Origin of the sequence: Blautia glucerasea, from assembly GCF_020537505.1 — a bacterium.
Lineage (GTDB): Bacteria > Bacillota > Clostridia > Lachnospirales > Lachnospiraceae > Blautia_A.
In genome coordinates this window covers 150,169-165,445 of sequence record NZ_JAJBMO010000002.1, presented here as the reverse complement: position 1 = coordinate 165,445, position 15,277 = coordinate 150,169, and the positions used below count along the sequence as shown (strand labels likewise).

11 protein-coding genes are annotated in these 15,277 nt (G+C 46.8%); 8 read left to right on the top strand and 3 right to left on the bottom strand.

Translation table 11 applies throughout. The annotated features are described in order from the left end of the window. Window positions 1–136: 136 nt before the first annotated feature. The 3 genes from LIQ05_RS02205 to LIQ05_RS02195 all read right to left on the bottom strand — a co-directional run bounded on the left by LIQ05_RS02205 (window position 137) and on the right by LIQ05_RS02195 (window position 1,251). Complete coding sequence (locus LIQ05_RS02205; protein WP_226818249.1) at window positions 137–307, bottom strand: hypothetical protein; 171 nt, start codon at window positions 305–307, stop codon at window positions 137–139. 103 nt (window positions 308–410) lie between these two features. Further along, window positions 411–863 (bottom strand): hypothetical protein, encoded by a 453-nt coding sequence (locus tag LIQ05_RS02200; RefSeq protein WP_114002340.1) that lies wholly within the window; start codon window positions 861–863, stop codon window positions 411–413. Window positions 864–1,014: 151 nt separating this feature from the next. Beyond that, complete coding sequence (locus LIQ05_RS02195; RefSeq protein ID WP_022119795.1) at window positions 1,015–1,251, bottom strand: hypothetical protein; 237 nt, start codon at window positions 1,249–1,251, stop codon at window positions 1,015–1,017. A 191-nt stretch (window positions 1,252–1,442) separates the two neighbouring features. Here LIQ05_RS02195 and LIQ05_RS02190 point away from each other — a divergent pair, with 191 nt between their 5' ends. From LIQ05_RS02190 to LIQ05_RS02155, 8 genes are all read left to right on the top strand, one after another. After that, window positions 1,443–1,661 (top strand): helix-turn-helix domain-containing protein, encoded by a 219-nt coding sequence (locus tag LIQ05_RS02190; RefSeq protein WP_022119794.1) that lies wholly within the window; start codon window positions 1,443–1,445, stop codon window positions 1,659–1,661. 30 nt (window positions 1,662–1,691) lie between these two features. Next, a complete protein-coding gene (gene miaB / locus LIQ05_RS02185; RefSeq protein WP_226818247.1) occupies window positions 1,692–3,173 on the top strand; it encodes a tRNA (N6-isopentenyl adenosine(37)-C2)-methylthiotransferase MiaB in 1,482 nt (493 codons plus the stop codon). A gap of 69 nt (window positions 3,174–3,242) precedes the next feature. Continuing rightward, window positions 3,243–4,331 (top strand): GGDEF domain-containing protein, encoded by a 1,089-nt coding sequence (locus tag LIQ05_RS02180; protein ID WP_226818245.1) that lies wholly within the window; start codon window positions 3,243–3,245, stop codon window positions 4,329–4,331. 363 nt (window positions 4,332–4,694) lie between these two features. After that, window positions 4,695–6,059, top strand: coding sequence for a GGDEF domain-containing protein (locus LIQ05_RS02175; RefSeq protein ID WP_226818243.1), 1,365 nt, complete (start codon window positions 4,695–4,697; stop codon window positions 6,057–6,059). Beyond that, a complete protein-coding gene (locus LIQ05_RS02170) occupies window positions 6,056–9,673 on the top strand; it encodes an ATP-binding protein (protein ID WP_226818241.1) in 3,618 nt (1,205 codons plus the stop codon). The genes LIQ05_RS02175 and LIQ05_RS02170 overlap by 4 nt, the downstream gene beginning before the upstream one ends. Window positions 9,674–9,795: 122 nt before the next feature. Continuing rightward, complete coding sequence (locus LIQ05_RS02165) at window positions 9,796–11,190, top strand: MATE family efflux transporter (protein ID WP_416385973.1); 1,395 nt, start codon at window positions 9,796–9,798, stop codon at window positions 11,188–11,190. Window positions 11,191–11,471: 281 nt separating this feature from the next. Then, complete coding sequence (locus LIQ05_RS02160) at window positions 11,472–13,331, top strand: ABC transporter ATP-binding protein (RefSeq protein WP_320051479.1); 1,860 nt, start codon at window positions 11,472–11,474, stop codon at window positions 13,329–13,331. Then, complete coding sequence (locus tag LIQ05_RS02155; RefSeq protein ID WP_226818237.1) at window positions 13,331–15,256, top strand: ABC transporter ATP-binding protein; 1,926 nt, start codon at window positions 13,331–13,333, stop codon at window positions 15,254–15,256. The genes LIQ05_RS02160 and LIQ05_RS02155 overlap by 1 nt, the downstream gene beginning before the upstream one ends. The last annotated feature ends 21 nt before the right edge of the window (window positions 15,257–15,277 follow it).

Sequence of the window (15,277 nt, the reverse complement as noted above, 5' to 3'; positions counted from 1 at the left end):
TCTGAACGCGCCAGCCGCCCAGATTTGCGTTTTAATGCCGTAAGTGGACAAATACACAATAAGCCCCGGAAAATCCATTTCCGGGGCTTTTATGCGTTTATGGGATATATTCTGATATTCTCTGACAAACTCTGATTTATTCTGATTTACTCTGATCCTTCTTTTCCAGGGCGGCGTCGTTCACAATTTCGATGAATTGTGATTCCGGAATTCCGGTCGCCTTCGAAAATAAATCAATATACCGGCAATAATCGGCGTGACAGCGTTTGAAGTCTTCCTTGTCATCCGAAAAGATCGCCTTTTCCATTTTCTCATACGCGCCCACCGTCTTTTCGACGGCGGCTTCAAATGCTTCTTTCCATTCCGTGATTCTTCCTTTCCAGGCGGCCGGCCTGGCCGCCCTGTTCTTATTATGCTAATATTTCCGAAGCTACTTGTCTATAATGTTTCTGAATTGCGGTTGACGTCTTCACGGCCTGGCTGTCTTCGCCATAGTCCCAGGCTTCGCGCTGGATCTGATCGGTGAGATCTTCGGCCATCTGGTCAAAGTGTGCGGCAACTTCTGAACGGTCAATTTCGGTTCTGATTTCGATTGTTGCGTGTTCCTTGTTCCAGGTTCGCGCTTCGGCGGCTTTGAACCGGTCGCTGATGAAAATTCCGATCGGCCAGAAACAAAGGTTGTGCTTCGCCTGGCTGATTTTGCCGCGCTTTGAAATCTTGCGAAGGCTATGATCGGAGCCGCACCAGTCAGGATCCCCGGCGGAGTGTTCTACGAAGTAAAGTCCATTATCATTCTTGAAGAAGGCGTCCTTGATTTCCACGACCATTCCTGTTTTGATTTCCATTCCGTTTTTATCTAACATTTTGATTACCTCTTTTCTTTATCTTATGTTTATATTATACACTATAAAGTGTAATATGTCAAGAATAAATGTAAAGAAAATGATTAAAAACAGAAAGAAATATTTTCTATAATACACGGAAAAGTGTAAAAGAAAAGGGCCTTCCGGCCCTTTATAATTCGGTGACATATTCCATTCCGTCGAAGCTGACGAAGCCGCCGGCGTCCAGGATGGATTGAAGCGCCTTCTTTCCGCCACACGGAATATAAGGAACCAGGATCCCGAACTGGTCGCGGTCGTTACTGAAAGCGATCCAGCCCTTACCGGCTTCATAGAGCGCCCAGCCGGTCACGACTCTAGCAATCTTGTTTGTTCCGAATTTTGTATTTTTAAGTCTTTTGATTTCCATATCTACCACCATTTTAACCTTTCTACTGGATGTTTATTTCCTTTGCTTTATGATATTATAATACACTATAAAGTGTAAAATGTCAAGTATAAATGTAAAGAAAACGATTAAAAAAGAAAGAAATATTTTCAACTTGACATTATAGAGTGTATAAAGTAAAATGATACACACAACAGAAAGGGGTTGATCGAATGGATATGAACACGGCGGAAAAGATCCGCTTCCTGGCTGGCCGTCGAAATATGACAATGGGCGACCTGGCGGAAGGAACAAACCAGACGCGACAGAATTTTTCTAACAAAATGACGCGGTGCAATTTCAAGGAATCAGAACTTGCGGAGATCGCCGGCGTCCTGGGTTGCGAACTGAAAATTGTATTTGTAGACAAACAAACAGGCGATGAAATTTAACGAAAATGTAAGACATGAAAGGAAAAGTTTATGTATAATAAAATAGATTTGCGCGAAGTTCCGGCTGAAAGGCTGAAAGAAATTAGTCTGGATCTGGTAGACATTGACGTCAAGGCGCCAGAATTCGAACCGAACAGACAGTTCTATTTCATGGCGAAAGCCAGGGACTACGTGAAGCGGAAGTCCGCTGAATTAGGACGTCCCATGACCTTTTTTACTCAAACATTCGGGTGTCAGATGAACGAGAAGCAGTCTGAGGTTGTTGCGGGAATCATGGATGAGATCGGATTTCAGAGACAGGAGACAGAGGATGCGGATGTTGTAATTTATAATACCTGCACAGTCCGTGAGAATGCCAATCTGAAGGTGTATGGACGCCTTGGCAAGCTGCACAGCCTGAAGAAATCCAATCCGGATATGAAGATCGTCCTGTTTGGCTGTATGATGCAGGAGAAGCAGGTGGTGGATAAGATCCAGAAGGATTATCCGTTTGTCAATCTGGTGTTTGGAACCCACAATATTTTTAAATTTGCAGAACTGTTTTATGAAATGGAGAACCGGGACAGCCAGCTGATCGACATCTGGGAGGGGACGGATAAGATCGTGGAGGAGCTCCCTACAGAGCGTAATTATTCCTTCAAGTCTGGTGTGAACATTATGTTTGGCTGCAACAATTTCTGCAGCTATTGCATTGTGCCTTATGTAAGAGGACGTGAGAGAAGCCGCGAGCCTGAGGCAATCGTGAAGGAGATTGAGGCTTTGGTTGCAGATGGGGTTACGGAGGTTATGCTTCTGGGACAGAATGTAAACTCTTATGGAAAGACGCTGAAGAATCCGGTGACGTTTGCCCAACTGCTTGAGAAGGTGGAGCAGATTGAGGGCTTGAAGAGAATCCGTTTTATGACTTCCCACCCGAAGGATCTTTCTGACGAACTGATCGAATATATGGGAAGAAGCAAAAAGGTCTGCCATCATCTGCACTTGCCAATGCAGTCCGGCAGCAGCCGCATTCTGAAAATCATGAACCGTCATTATGATAAGGAAAAGTATCTTGGACTGGTAGAGAAGATCCGTGCAGCGGTACCGGATATTTCCCTGACTACGGATATTATTGTTGGATTCCCTGGAGAGACCGAGGAGGATTTCCAGGAGACTCTGGATGTAGTTGAAAAATCTGATTTTGATACTGCCTTTACCTTTATTTATTCCAAGAGAAGCGGCACTCCGGCAGCCAGGATGGAAGACCAGGTTCCGGAGGAAGTGGTGAAGGATCGTTTTGACCGCCTTCTGAAGCTGGTTCAGGAGAAAGGAAGAGCTGTTTCTTCCAGATTCCAGGGTGAGGTTCAGGAAGTGCTTGTGGAGACAGAGAGCAAGGAGAAGGGGATTTTCACAGGAAGAACCCAGTACAATCTGCTGGTACATTTCCCGGGAACTCCTGACCTTCTTGGAAAATATGTGAATGTGCGTCTGGATATCTGTAAGGGATTCTATTACATGGGAACCAGAGTATAAGAACAATTGCAGAAGAAGCATAGAGCACAACTACTGTATGAAACGCGCATGGGAAAGGCGGATTTTGTAATGTTTGGAGAACTGTGGAGGAAGTTTTGCTCCCTGTTAAAGAAAGAGGCCGTTCATGAGAACGAACCTCAGCGGATACTGTTGCTTCTTAGAATTATTTTACTGATCCTGTGTCTCTATTTTCTGAGCATACCACTGGTGCTGAGTGCAGTAGGACCAAAGACAGGTGTCTGGATCGGGTATATTTTTGCAGTGATGGCAGTGGCTGCTTTTTGTGCAACCTATCGTCTGAAGGTTCACACCAGTGTGCTCATTTGCGCTGGGGTACAGCTGGCATGGGTGATTGCATTTGTGATTTTGTATGGATGGGACTGCGGTATTCAGCATCTGATGTTTGAGATGCTGGTGCTGGTGTACTTTGCAATTTACAATTCTCTGGGATATAAGATTGGATATACCATACTGTTGTTTGCAGTGCGCTTTGGTCTGTTTTTATATTGCAGGACGGATATATCGGTATTAGCCCTGACAGAGACGGCTACCGTTGTACTGCAGATCATAAATACGGTGATCACCTTTGTACTTATGGCAGTCGCATGCAGTATGTTCAGCTCGAATGTGGAATCTGCGGAGAAGAAGCTGGTGCTGTACAATGCGCAGCTGAAGAAGCAGGCTGGTACAGATCCGCTGACTGGCTTATGGAACCGCCGCCAGATGATGCAGTATATCACAGAGAAGCATCAGAAAGAGCCGAATATGGCATTTACCCTTGGCATGGGCGATATTGATTTCTTTAAGCGGATCAATGACCATTGGGGACATGACTGCGGAGATGCAGTTCTGGTATGGATCACCAGGCACATGAGCCAGGAGCTTTCAGAGCATGCCCGATTGTGTAGATGGGGCGGAGAAGAATTTATCTTCTTTTTCCCAGAGATGAATGGAGACGAGGTTTGTCTCATTCTGAACAATCTCCGCATGAGGCTGGACAACGAGCCCTTTGACTGGAAGGGAGAGTGGATTCCCATTACCATGACTTTTGGTGTGGAGGAGAATGATTTTCATTCCAACATTGATACTTTGTTAAAAAATGTAGACGATAAGCTTTATATGGGTAAAGAACAGGGAAGGGACCGGGTGATTTATTAAACTCACCTGGTCCTTTGCCAAACAGGAATCTGGGACTGCAGGTGTGAAACAGGCTGCTGTGGAAACTGGGAACAGAAACTGTTTCGGAGAAAGCTTGTATAGAATATACAAGTTCAAGGTTGTATTTCTTGTAAAAATCCTTTAAAATCTATCTAACAAAAGCAATAAGCAGGAGAGTCGGACTTATATGTATAAGATGAAGAAATTAAAAAGAAAGTAAAGACAGGGACATGGACCAGAGAGGATACGGCACGCTGTATAGAGGATCTGGAGCAGGCACCTGATCTTACTGTATATACAGAAGAAATCTATTCCGTAAGTTATGGTGTTTTTGCATACAATTTCCGGGAATATGCCTTCCCATTGATCGAAATCTGCCGGGAAGCAGGATTTCATCTGGAGCGTTCTAAGGAGAAATCCAGAATTTATCTTGCCCTGGTAAGACTTTATTTCTGTCTGGGCTTTTCGCCGAAAATTGTGGAATATGGCCTGAAATATGCCAATTCCGGTTTCACCTTAAGATCTCCGCTGAAATCTGTTTACAACACCATTGTTGCAGCGTTTACAGACTGTGGACTGTTCCAGGAGGCAGACCTCTATCTGGAAAAAATGATGGATATTTCCAGACTGGATCCCTGTGGCAGCGGTGTGGACTTCTGGGATTCAGATACCTTAAATGAGCTGGTCTATTATGACAGCAGGGTTTATGTGAAGCTGGGAATGGGAGATCTTGCAGAGGCAGAGCAGGCGGCCGGGAATATGCAGGCCATTCTGGAAGAAAAAGAGCTTCCAGAGGACGGAAAGGCATTTTTCCTGCTTCAGAAGGAATTCACAGATATGTATCTCCGCCTTTACCAGCAGAAGGATAAGACTACAATTGCAGAAGAATTTAATACTTATATGAAGAAAATGGAAGCAGGGGAGGGTGCCAGAGATACTTTAAGCTTCTGTGTCTGCTATTTTGTGGAATTTCTTCAGGTAATGGCAGAGGAAGAACGCTGGGAAGATATCCTGCGGATTGGCAATTATATCAGGAACGCCAAGAATTTCAGCGGAAGCTTTTGCCCGGTATATAAGCTTATGCGTACGGCCGCGTACAGAAGCGATAAAGAAGAGATCCGCCAGCATATCCCGGAGTTTGAGAGGATGTATCTGAAATCCCTGGAGCAGGAGAAGGAGAATTACGATCAGATGGTGCGCCTGCTTGCAAAGGAGGAGCTTCGTATTGAACGGCTGAAGGAATCTATGGAGAAGGACACCCTGACCAGCTGTCTGAATCGCGCAGCCTTTGACCGGAACAGTAAGCGCTTTATCCAGAATCATGGAACTGGCAGTCTGGTATTTATTGATCTGGACTATTTGAAGGAGATCAATGACTGTTATGGACATGAGAATGGAGACCGCTATCTGGTGCATTTTGCAAAGAATGTGAAACGGGTTATAGACAGAGAGGATATGTTATACAGGTATGCTGGAGATGAATTTCTGATCCTGTCTGTGCTTTCCGCAGAGGAAATCCGGAAGCAGATGAATAAGATCCTGGAGGAGAATCCCATCCATTTTCATATTAACGGGGAATGCCGGCACATCAGTTTTTCCTATGGTGTTGTGGCATTTGAAGAAAAAGAGGGAAAGCTTGCGGAGCTGGTGAAAGAGGCAGATAGCCGGATGTATCAGTGCAAAAACCAGAACCACAGACGTATTTCCAAAAGGGGCAAGACGGAATGATCACGAGGGAAAATATTATTCATTTTTATACCAAATATAAAGAGAATCTGAAGAGAGAGGATCATATTCAGGAGAATCTGTTAAAGGCAGATGACCAGGAAATATGGATCGAGAATCTGAAGAACAAATCCAGGGTCATGCGCCGCCTTTATATTGAAAATGAGGCACTTCTGAATCTTTATATCCGTCCGTTCCTAGATGGAGAGGCAAGGCTCAGCGATGAGCTTGCCAGGGAGCTTCTGCATCAGATCCGCATGGCAAATGACGAGGGATACGAGGATAACCTTGCTATGCTGGAGGTGCTGGAGCTTCTGGATGAATATTTCCAGAACAGTGAGGATCTGGATTCTTATATCTGGACACTGAATCTGTTGGGAAATCTATATAACCGTCCCTTTGGCGACGAGGATGGAAAGAAGGGAATGATGTACTATAACAGGATTCGTGCACTTTCTGCCCATTATTTTGAAATTGAGGATTTTGACGTAAGAAAACGAATTCTTTATTCATATTATAACTTTCCAGTGGTAATGATGAATTTTAATCTTGGCACTGCGAAGGAGCTTCTCCAGTGTATAGATGAGGCACTGGTGTTTTATAATGACGGGAAGATCCGGGCGCTGGATGGGGAGCGGTTTGATTTTGACGGACTGATTGAAGAGTTGAATTATGATCTTCTGGGGAATTCTGTCCTTCGCTTTACAGTGCATGAGATCGATCCGGCTCTTCTTTCCAGGGCAACGGATGTATTAGGGTATTATTATCAGCAGGAGCTTGAGAAGAATCCAAATCCTTATGAGATGCTGGATGAAATCTATTGCAATTATAAGTCCTGTTTGTTCTATCAGGGCAAAATTACCTGCACAGAGCTTTTGGAGGATTACCGGAAATTTTGCGAGTACAGCATGGAGAATGATGGTCTGGACAGCCAGGAGGGCGTATCTTTTTCCGACAGCCGTTATTTCCAGGTGGTGATCAATCATCTGCCAACCATTCTGGAGCTGGTGGGAAAATATGGTGATGACTATCATGGAGCCCCGGATATCCGGGAATTCTGTGTGACGAATTATGTGAGCACCATCAGACGGTTATCCCGCACAAAGAACGATACCTTTGTAAATGATGTGGTGTGGCGTTCCCTTGGGGATGTTCTGAAATATGTGACTGGAGATGAGGTGGACACTCTGGTCCTTATGCAGATCATGTTAAGCCGTGAGGAAGGCACCGCTATGCACAGCGCAATGGTGGAGCAGATCGCCAGACATATTTTGAATGCGGTGATAAAGAAAAGGCCGGAGCTTCTCATTGGAACCCTGGGCTATGAGAACGTGGTGGAAGTACTGGAAAACCAGGAGAACCTTCTGGATTTTGTCTCCCAGTCAGCACTCCTTCTGGATCTGGGAATGATCCGGCTGGCTTCCATTGTAAATAAGCAGTCCAGACAGCTGACAAAAAGAGAACGGCAGGATATTCTCACCCATCCTGAGGAAAGTGCCAAATTTATTGAAGAAATCCCCTGTCTTCGCAAATATAAAGATGCGGTTCTGGGACATCACAAATCCTGGGATGGAAAAATAGGCTATCCTGCTGAGTTTGACAATACCAGATCGGATGTCCGTTTCCTGATCGAGATTATACATATTAGTGACTGTCTGGATGCAGCTACCGACTTTATAGGACGGAGCTATAAGCTGGCGAAAAAACTGAATCAGGTTCTGGAAGAATTTTCACAGGGAAAAGGCTCCCTTTACTGTCCAGAGCTGGTAGAGCTTCTGGAAGAGGATGAAGGGCTGCAGGCAGATCTGTCTTATCTGCTTGGTGCAGGAAGGATCCGCACCTGCTATTCTGTATATGGCAAGGCCGTAGATCCAAATGAAGCAGAGACAGCCAGATTTTTCATGGAAATGGAAAGCTGGGATGCAGCCAGTGAAAAACAAAGCGACAATGATGGAGAGACCATTCTTGATTTCCTTCACCAAAGCGGCAGTGAAACAAGGCAGCTTCTTCATGCTGTGGCAAGAAATTCATTGATCATCTTGTATGTGGATATGATGTCCGGAGAATATAAGGTTTCTTACAGGGGAAGCCAGAGACTTCTGGATAAAAAGATTCCGGACGGATATTACGGGGACTTTTTGAAAGAGTATCTGGCACCAAACTGTGAACCCTCCGACTGGGAAAAGGTAAGGCTGAAATTAAAGCTGTCAGAGCTTTCCCATACCTTTCTGGAGCAGGAGGAAAGCTATGAATGTGAGGCGAGGATCAAGGCGAAGGAAGCTTACCGCTGGGTCCGTTTCCAGTTTATCCGTCTGGACGACGAAAATGTTATGCCAGGCATGATGGCTTTGATTGCAACAGATGTGCAGGAGAGCCACAGCCGGAATGAGCAGCTGATGAACAGCCTGAAGGATGCCTACAAATCGGCGGAGGAAGCCAACAAGGCTAAGAGTGTTTTCCTTAGCAGCATGTCACACGACATCCGGACGCCTATGAACGGAATTCTTGGTATGACGCAGATTGCCATGAACCACTTAGATGATCCGGAGCGCATCCGGGACTGCCTGCAGAAGATCGATGATTCTTCCAGACATCTTCTGGAGCTGATCAATGAGGTTCTGGATATGTCCAAGATTGAAAGCGGGGATACAGTCCTCCACGAAGAGCCACTGTCCCTTATCAAGGCAATGGAAATTGTGGATGGAGTCTGCCGTCCTGCAGCTATGGAGAAAAAACAGATTCTGGATATGGATATGGAAGAAATCCGGGATGCCTATGTTCTGGCAGATCCGGTGAGACTTCGTCAGGTGCTGATCAATCTGATCTCCAATGCTGTGAAATATACACCGGAGCATGGACGGGTACGTGTGAAGGTGACACAGAGCAGCAGCCTGATGACAGGCAGGGCAAGGTATACCTTCGTGGTACGGGATAACGGAATTGGTATGTCCAGGGAGTTTCAGGAGAAACTTTTTGAGCCTTTTTCCCGTGAGGATAACAGTATGACAAACGCTACCCAGGGAACCGGACTTGGTCTTTCCATTGCCAAATCGATCATCAGCCAGATGGGTGGAAATATAGAAGTGGCAAGTCAGCAGGGAAAGGGTACCACTTTTATTGTGTGTTTGGAGTTGACCCTGGCAGCGAAGGAGAAAAAGATAGAAGCGGCTGTGGGAGAAACAGAGACCGGGGAAGAAAAGGAACGGGATCTTGCTTTCCTGAGGGGACGCCGGATCATGCTGGTGGAGGACAATGAACTGAACCGGGAGATTGCCTATGAGCTGTTGTCTGAGCCTGGTCTGATCGTGGATGTGGCAGAGAACGGACAGGAGGCCATCCGGCTTCTTGGCAGCCACCCGGAACATTATTATGAACTGATCTTCATGGATATCCAGATGCCGGTCCTGAATGGTTACGAGACCACAGAGAGCATTCGTGCCGGGGAAAGCGATTACTGGAAAAATATTCCGGTGATCGCCATGACGGCCAATGTCTTTCCAGAGGATGAAAACCGGGCAGCAGAGTGTGGAATGAGCGGCTATATTACCAAGCCTATCGATATGGAGGTTATTTATTCCGTGCTTGAAAAATGGCTTCCAAAGAACTATAATAGCTAATGCGTTTGAAAAGGGCTTTCTGTAGAAAGCCCTTTTAGACACGATTTTATGCATTTTCCATACAAATGTGTCTATACGCAGGAGAATGCTGTGGCAGAGAGAAAATTTTGCGGACAGTTTGAATGAGAGATGAGGGAGCGGTAGAGTTGAGTAAGAATAAGTACGAAATCGATATGTGTAACGGGACTATTATGGATAAGCTGATTTCTTTTGCGATTCCATTGATGGTCTCTGGAATTTTGCAGTTGATGTTTAATGCCGTGGATATTATCGTGGTGGGACGCTTTTCCGGCAGCCAGGCGCTTGCAGCAGTTGGTTCTACTACGGCGCTGATCAATATGTTCATCAATCTTTTTATTGGTATTTCCCTTGGCGCCAATGTTCTGGCTGCCAGATTTTATGCAGCCGGGAAACACAAGGAGATGTCTGAGACTGTGCATACAGCCATTACCCTGGCGCTGATCAGCGGGGTGTTTATGGCGGTGTTCGGGCTTGTTTTTTCCAGATTTGCGCTGGAGCTTATGGGAACGCCGGATGATGTAATTGGACAGTCTGCCTTATATATGCGGATTTATTTCCTGGGAATGCCGTTTTTCATGCTTTATAACTATGGTGCGGCGATTCTCCGTGCTGTGGGGGATACCAGGCGGCCGCTGGTGTTTCTGATCGTGGCAGGTGTGACCAATGCATTGATGAATATGTTTCTGGTAATTGTATTTCATATGGGAGTGGCAGGTGTTGCCATTGCCACGGTGATATCCCAGCTGATTTCCTGTTTTCTGGTGCTACGCTGCCTGTATCAGACTGAGAGCAGCTATCAGCTCCGGTTTTCCAGGCTGTGTATTAAGAAATGTTATCTGATACAGATCTTCCAGGTGGGGATCCCGGCAGGAGTGCAGAGTACGGTTATTAATTTTTCCAATGTGCTTTTACAGTCTTCTGTAAACTCTTTTGGGGCCACTGCCATGGCCGGATATACGGCGGCGAATAATATTCTGGGATTTTTGTATGCGTCTGTAAATGCAGTCACCCAGGCCTGCATGAGCTTTACCAGCCAGAATTATGGTGTGGGAAAATATAAGCGAATGGACCGGGTGCTGCTGGATTGTGGGATTTTGTCCTTTGTGATGGCTTTTGTGCTGGGCTGCGGTTCTTATATATTTGGCGGTGAGATTTTGAAGATTTATACAGAGGACGCAGAGGTGATCCGCTGCGGCGTGGAGATCCTTTCTATTACGACAGTGCCTTATTTCCTCTGTGGGATTATGGATCTTTTTCCTGGAGCTCTTCGCGGAATGGGGCATTCTGGTGTGCCTATGATCCTTTCCATTATTGGTACTGTTGGTACCAGGATCCTGTGGATCTTCTGGGTGTTCCCACAGCATAGATCTTTGTATACCCTGTTTATTTCCTATCCGGCCTCCTGGGCGATCACCATTGCAATGCAGGTGGTGTGTTTTGTGTTGGTGAGACGGAAGGTGCATGGGCAGCTGAAAGGAACGGCGAAGGCGGCGTAACCGCTGCGAAGGCCTTGGATGAAAGCCTGTAGAAGGAAATCTGTTTTTGATTAAAAAGTCGGTGGTTTATGGTGGCAAATGTACTGTAAACTGGCGGCTTTTTATATTTATGCGGGCAACGGGGCAAAATTTGCAGAGCATAGTTTGCTGTTATTTGCGGTACTATTTTTGTTATTTCACCAATTGACGGAATTTTTAAACATGGATATAATAACCACGAAAAACTTATTTTTTTATGGGCAAATGACAATATATGAGGAGTGTGACCGAAATTGAACGACATGAAGCGGCTTTTAAAGTATGCCGGACCGTATAAAAAGGATATGATTCTGGGAGCTCTTCTGGTTCTTATTGAGACCTGCTTTGAGCTGTTTATTCCCATTATGATCGCGGATCTCATTGATGTGGGCGTGGCGAACCACGATCTTTCCTATATTTATGGAAAAGGAGTGCAGATGATCTTCTGCGCGCTGATGGCGCTGATCACCGGGCTTTTGTATGCACAATTTGCTGCGAAGGCTGCTTATGGCTGGGGTGCGGAAATCCGAAAAGCGGAGTATGCCAAGGTGCAGCAATATGCGTTTTCCAATCTGGATCATTTTCTGGCTTCCTCTTTGATCACCCGAATGACCACAGATGTGACGGTGCTTCAAAATATGGTGAATGCTGGATTTCGTCCGGTGACAAGAGGCCCGTCACTTCTGGTGATGGGAATTCTTCTTTCCTTCTGGATAAGTCCCAGGCTGGCCGTTGTTTTCCTGGTGTGTATTCCGGTGCTGGGCGTGGTGCTGTTCTGGATCGTGACCAAAGTTGCGCCTATGTATACCAGACTGCAGGGCATTATGGACCGGCTGAACCGGGTGGTGCAGGAAGGCCTGACTGCTATTCGCGCGGTAAAAGCTTTTGTCAGGGATGAATATGAGGAAGAAAAGTTCGGAGAGGTCAATACCAATCTTACCAGTTCCTCGGAGACTACCTTTCATTATGCGGTGCTGAACTTGCCAGCCTTTCAGTCAGTGATGTACAGCGCCATTGTGCTGATCATGTGGTTTGGAGGAAATATGATCCTGAAATCCAATCTGGCGGTTGGTGATCTGACTGGTTTTCTCAGCTATGTCATGCAGATTATGAACTCCCTGATGATGATTGCAAACGTGTTTCTTCTGCTTACCCGTTCTCTTGCCAGTGCGCATCGAATTGCGGAAGTGCTGGATGAGGATGTGGAGCTGACTTCTCCGGAAAATGGAATTGGGGAAGTGGCAGATGGAAGGATTGAATTTGAAAACGTTTCCTTTAAATATCATAAGGATGCCAGAGAGTATGCCCTTTCCGGAGTAAAGCTCCAGATTCCGTCTGGCCAGACGGTGGGAATCCTGGGTGGTACCGGCGCGTCCAAGACAACTCTGGTGCAGCTGATCCCAAGGCTGTATGACGCTACAGAGGGCGTTGTAAAGGTTGCGGGAAAGGATGTACGGGAGTATGATCTGCATGCGCTTCGTGATGCAGTTGGGATTATTTTGCAGAAAAATGTGCTGTTTTCCGGAACTGTGAGGGACAATCTGCGCTGGGGCAACCCACAGGCCACAGATGGGGAAATCTGGGAGGCATGCAAAACTGCGTGCGCAGATGAATTCTTAAGCTGCATGCCAGAGGGGCTTGATTCCATGCTGGAGCAGGGGGCAGGCAACCTTTCCGGTGGTCAGAAGCAAAGGCTGTGTATAGCCAGGGCACTGGTTGGAAAGGCGAAGATCCTGATTTTTGATGATTCCACAAGTGCTGTGGATACGGCCACGGAGAAGAAGATCCGGGAGGCACTGGCGGCACGTAAGGATGTGACGAAGATTATCATTGCCCAGAGGATCACTTCTGTGATGAATACGAACCAGATCGTGATCCTGGAGGATGGAAAAGTGCATAGTACCGGGCAGCATAAGGAACTGCTGGCTCATGATCCAATCTATCAGGAGATTTACAGGTCACAGATGAGGGGGGAGCAGGAAAATGCGATAGAGGAACACGGGCAGTGGGATGAGAAACGACAAATGCCTGATACACAGGAGCGGTTTTTACAAAAGGATGCTTCTTGTGTGGAAATAAAGGGTGGATTTGTCAGTGAAGTTTGCGAAAGGAGGGGAGAATAATGGCAGCGGGAATCTATAGCGGCAGGAAGCCAGAGAATATGAAGAGGACAGTGGGCTATTTTCTCTCCTATATGGGAAGGCACAAGCGGATGCTGTTTGTGGTAGCCGTTCTGGTGTCGGTCAGTGCCTTGTGCAACCTTCTTGGAACCTATATGATACGTCCGGTTGTCAACGGCCTGGCGGATGGAAATGTGCGTACACTGTTAAAAGGAGTGCTGGTGGCTGCTGTTATTTTTGCCACTGGTGCACTGGCCTCCTGGGGATATTCCCAGACGATGGTGAAGGCATCCCAGAAGATTTTGTTTGATATTCGAAGAGACCTTTTTTCCCATATCCAGACCTTGCCCTTGAAATTCTTTGATAGCAACGGACATGGGGACATTATGAGTCTTTTCACCAATGATATTGATACCATTTCCGATGCCCTGAACAACAGCTTTGCCATGGTGATCCAGAGCTTTATCCAGATGGTGGGAACCCTGACCATTCTTTATGTGCTGAACTGGCGGCTTTCCATTATTGTGACGGTGTGTTATGGGATCATGCTGTGGTATATTAAATTCAGCGGCAGCAGGAGCAAGACTTATTATGCCAGGCAGCAGAACAGCCTTGGGGCGTTAAACAGCTTTATTGAGGAAATGATCAGCGGGCAGAAGGTGGTGAAGGTATTTAACCACGAGGATGCCAGCTTCCAGGAATTTTGTGAGAAAAATGAGGTGCTCCGCCAGGCGGGAACCGGAGCCCAGGGCTATGTGGCGACTATGGTGCCGGTGGTGGTGAGTATTTCTTATATTAACTGTGCAATTGTGGCAGTACTGGGAGGACTTCTGGTACTGCAGGGGAAGGCAGACCTGGGAAGTCTGGCCAGCTATCTGGTGTTGGTCCGCCAGGCGGCGCTTCCCATCAACCAGTTTACCCAGCAGAGTAATTTCCTTCTGGCGGCGCTGGCTGGTGCGGAGCGTGTGTTTCAGGTAATGGATCTGGAGTCGGAAGTGGACGAAGGAAAGGTGGAACTGGTCCGGGCAAGGATCCAGAATGGAAAACTGGTTCTTTATGAAAAGGAAAATGGAAAGAGTACGCGCAATGGAGAAGCTGATTCAAAATCTACAATCGATGGTTCTGCTACATTTTCGGAAGTGGAAAATGCAGTTGTCTGGGCCTGGAAGAAGACGGATGGAGAGCTGGTACCGTTGAGAGGGGATGTCCGTTTCGAGCATGTGGATTTCGGCTATGATTCTGAACGGATGATTTTGAAGGATATCAGCCTGTACGCAAAGCCAGGGCAGAAGATCGCCTTCGTAGGCTCCACAGGCGCAGGCAAGACCACCATCACCAATTTGATCAACCGTTTCTATGATGTGCAGGGCGGTTCCGTTGTTTATGATGGGATTGATGTGCGGGAGATCTGCAAAGAATCCCTTCGTCATTCCCTGGGAATCGTTCTCCAGGACACGCATCTGTTTACAGGGACTGTAGCAGACAATATCCGCTTCGGCAAGCTGGATGCTACCCAGGAGGAAATTGAGAAGGCGGCGAAGATCGCCAACGCAGATTCCTTTATCCGCCGTCTGCCCCAGGGGTATGATACCATGGTAACCTCCGACGGCGCCCAGCTGTCCCAGGGACAGCGACAGCTTCTGGCCATTGCCAGAGCGGCCGTAGCCGATCCTCCGGTACTGATCCTGGATGAGGCTACGTCCTCTGTAGATACCCGTACAGAGGCACTGATCGAGCGGGGCATGGACCAGCTGATGGAAGGCAGAACTGTCTTTGTGATCGCCCACAGGCTTAGTACAGTGCGCAATTCCAATGCCATTATGGTGCTGGAGCAGGGCAAGATTGTGGAGCGGGGGGATCATGATGACCTGTTGGAGCAGAAGGGGAAATATTATCAGTTGTATCATGGGATGTTCGAGCTGAGCTGAGGACGATAAGGTTAAGGGATT

Excerpts from the sequence above, each read along its gene's own strand:
- LIQ05_RS02205 (WP_226818249.1), bottom strand. The coding sequence starts at position 307 with ATGGAAAAGGCGATCTTTTCGGATGACAAGGAAGACTTCAAACGCTGT.
- LIQ05_RS02200 (WP_114002340.1), bottom strand. The coding sequence starts at position 863 with ATGTTAGATAAAAACGGAATGGAAATCAAAACAGGAATGGTCGTGGAA.
- LIQ05_RS02195 (WP_022119795.1), bottom strand. The coding sequence starts at position 1,251 with ATGGAAATCAAAAGACTTAAAAATACAAAATTCGGAACAAACAAGATT.
- LIQ05_RS02190 (WP_022119794.1), top strand. The coding sequence starts at position 1,443 with ATGGATATGAACACGGCGGAAAAGATCCGCTTCCTGGCTGGCCGTCGA.
- miaB (WP_226818247.1), top strand. The coding sequence starts at position 1,692 with ATGTATAATAAAATAGATTTGCGCGAAGTTCCGGCTGAAAGGCTGAAA.
- LIQ05_RS02180 (WP_226818245.1), top strand. The coding sequence starts at position 3,243 with ATGTTTGGAGAACTGTGGAGGAAGTTTTGCTCCCTGTTAAAGAAAGAG.
- LIQ05_RS02170 (WP_226818241.1), top strand. The coding sequence starts at position 6,056 with ATGATCACGAGGGAAAATATTATTCATTTTTATACCAAATATAAAGAG.
- LIQ05_RS02165 (WP_416385973.1), top strand. The coding sequence starts at position 9,796 with ATGAGAGATGAGGGAGCGGTAGAGTTGAGTAAGAATAAGTACGAAATC.
- LIQ05_RS02160 (WP_320051479.1), top strand. The coding sequence starts at position 11,472 with ATGAAGCGGCTTTTAAAGTATGCCGGACCGTATAAAAAGGATATGATT.
- LIQ05_RS02155 (WP_226818237.1), top strand. The coding sequence starts at position 13,331 with ATGGCAGCGGGAATCTATAGCGGCAGGAAGCCAGAGAATATGAAGAGG.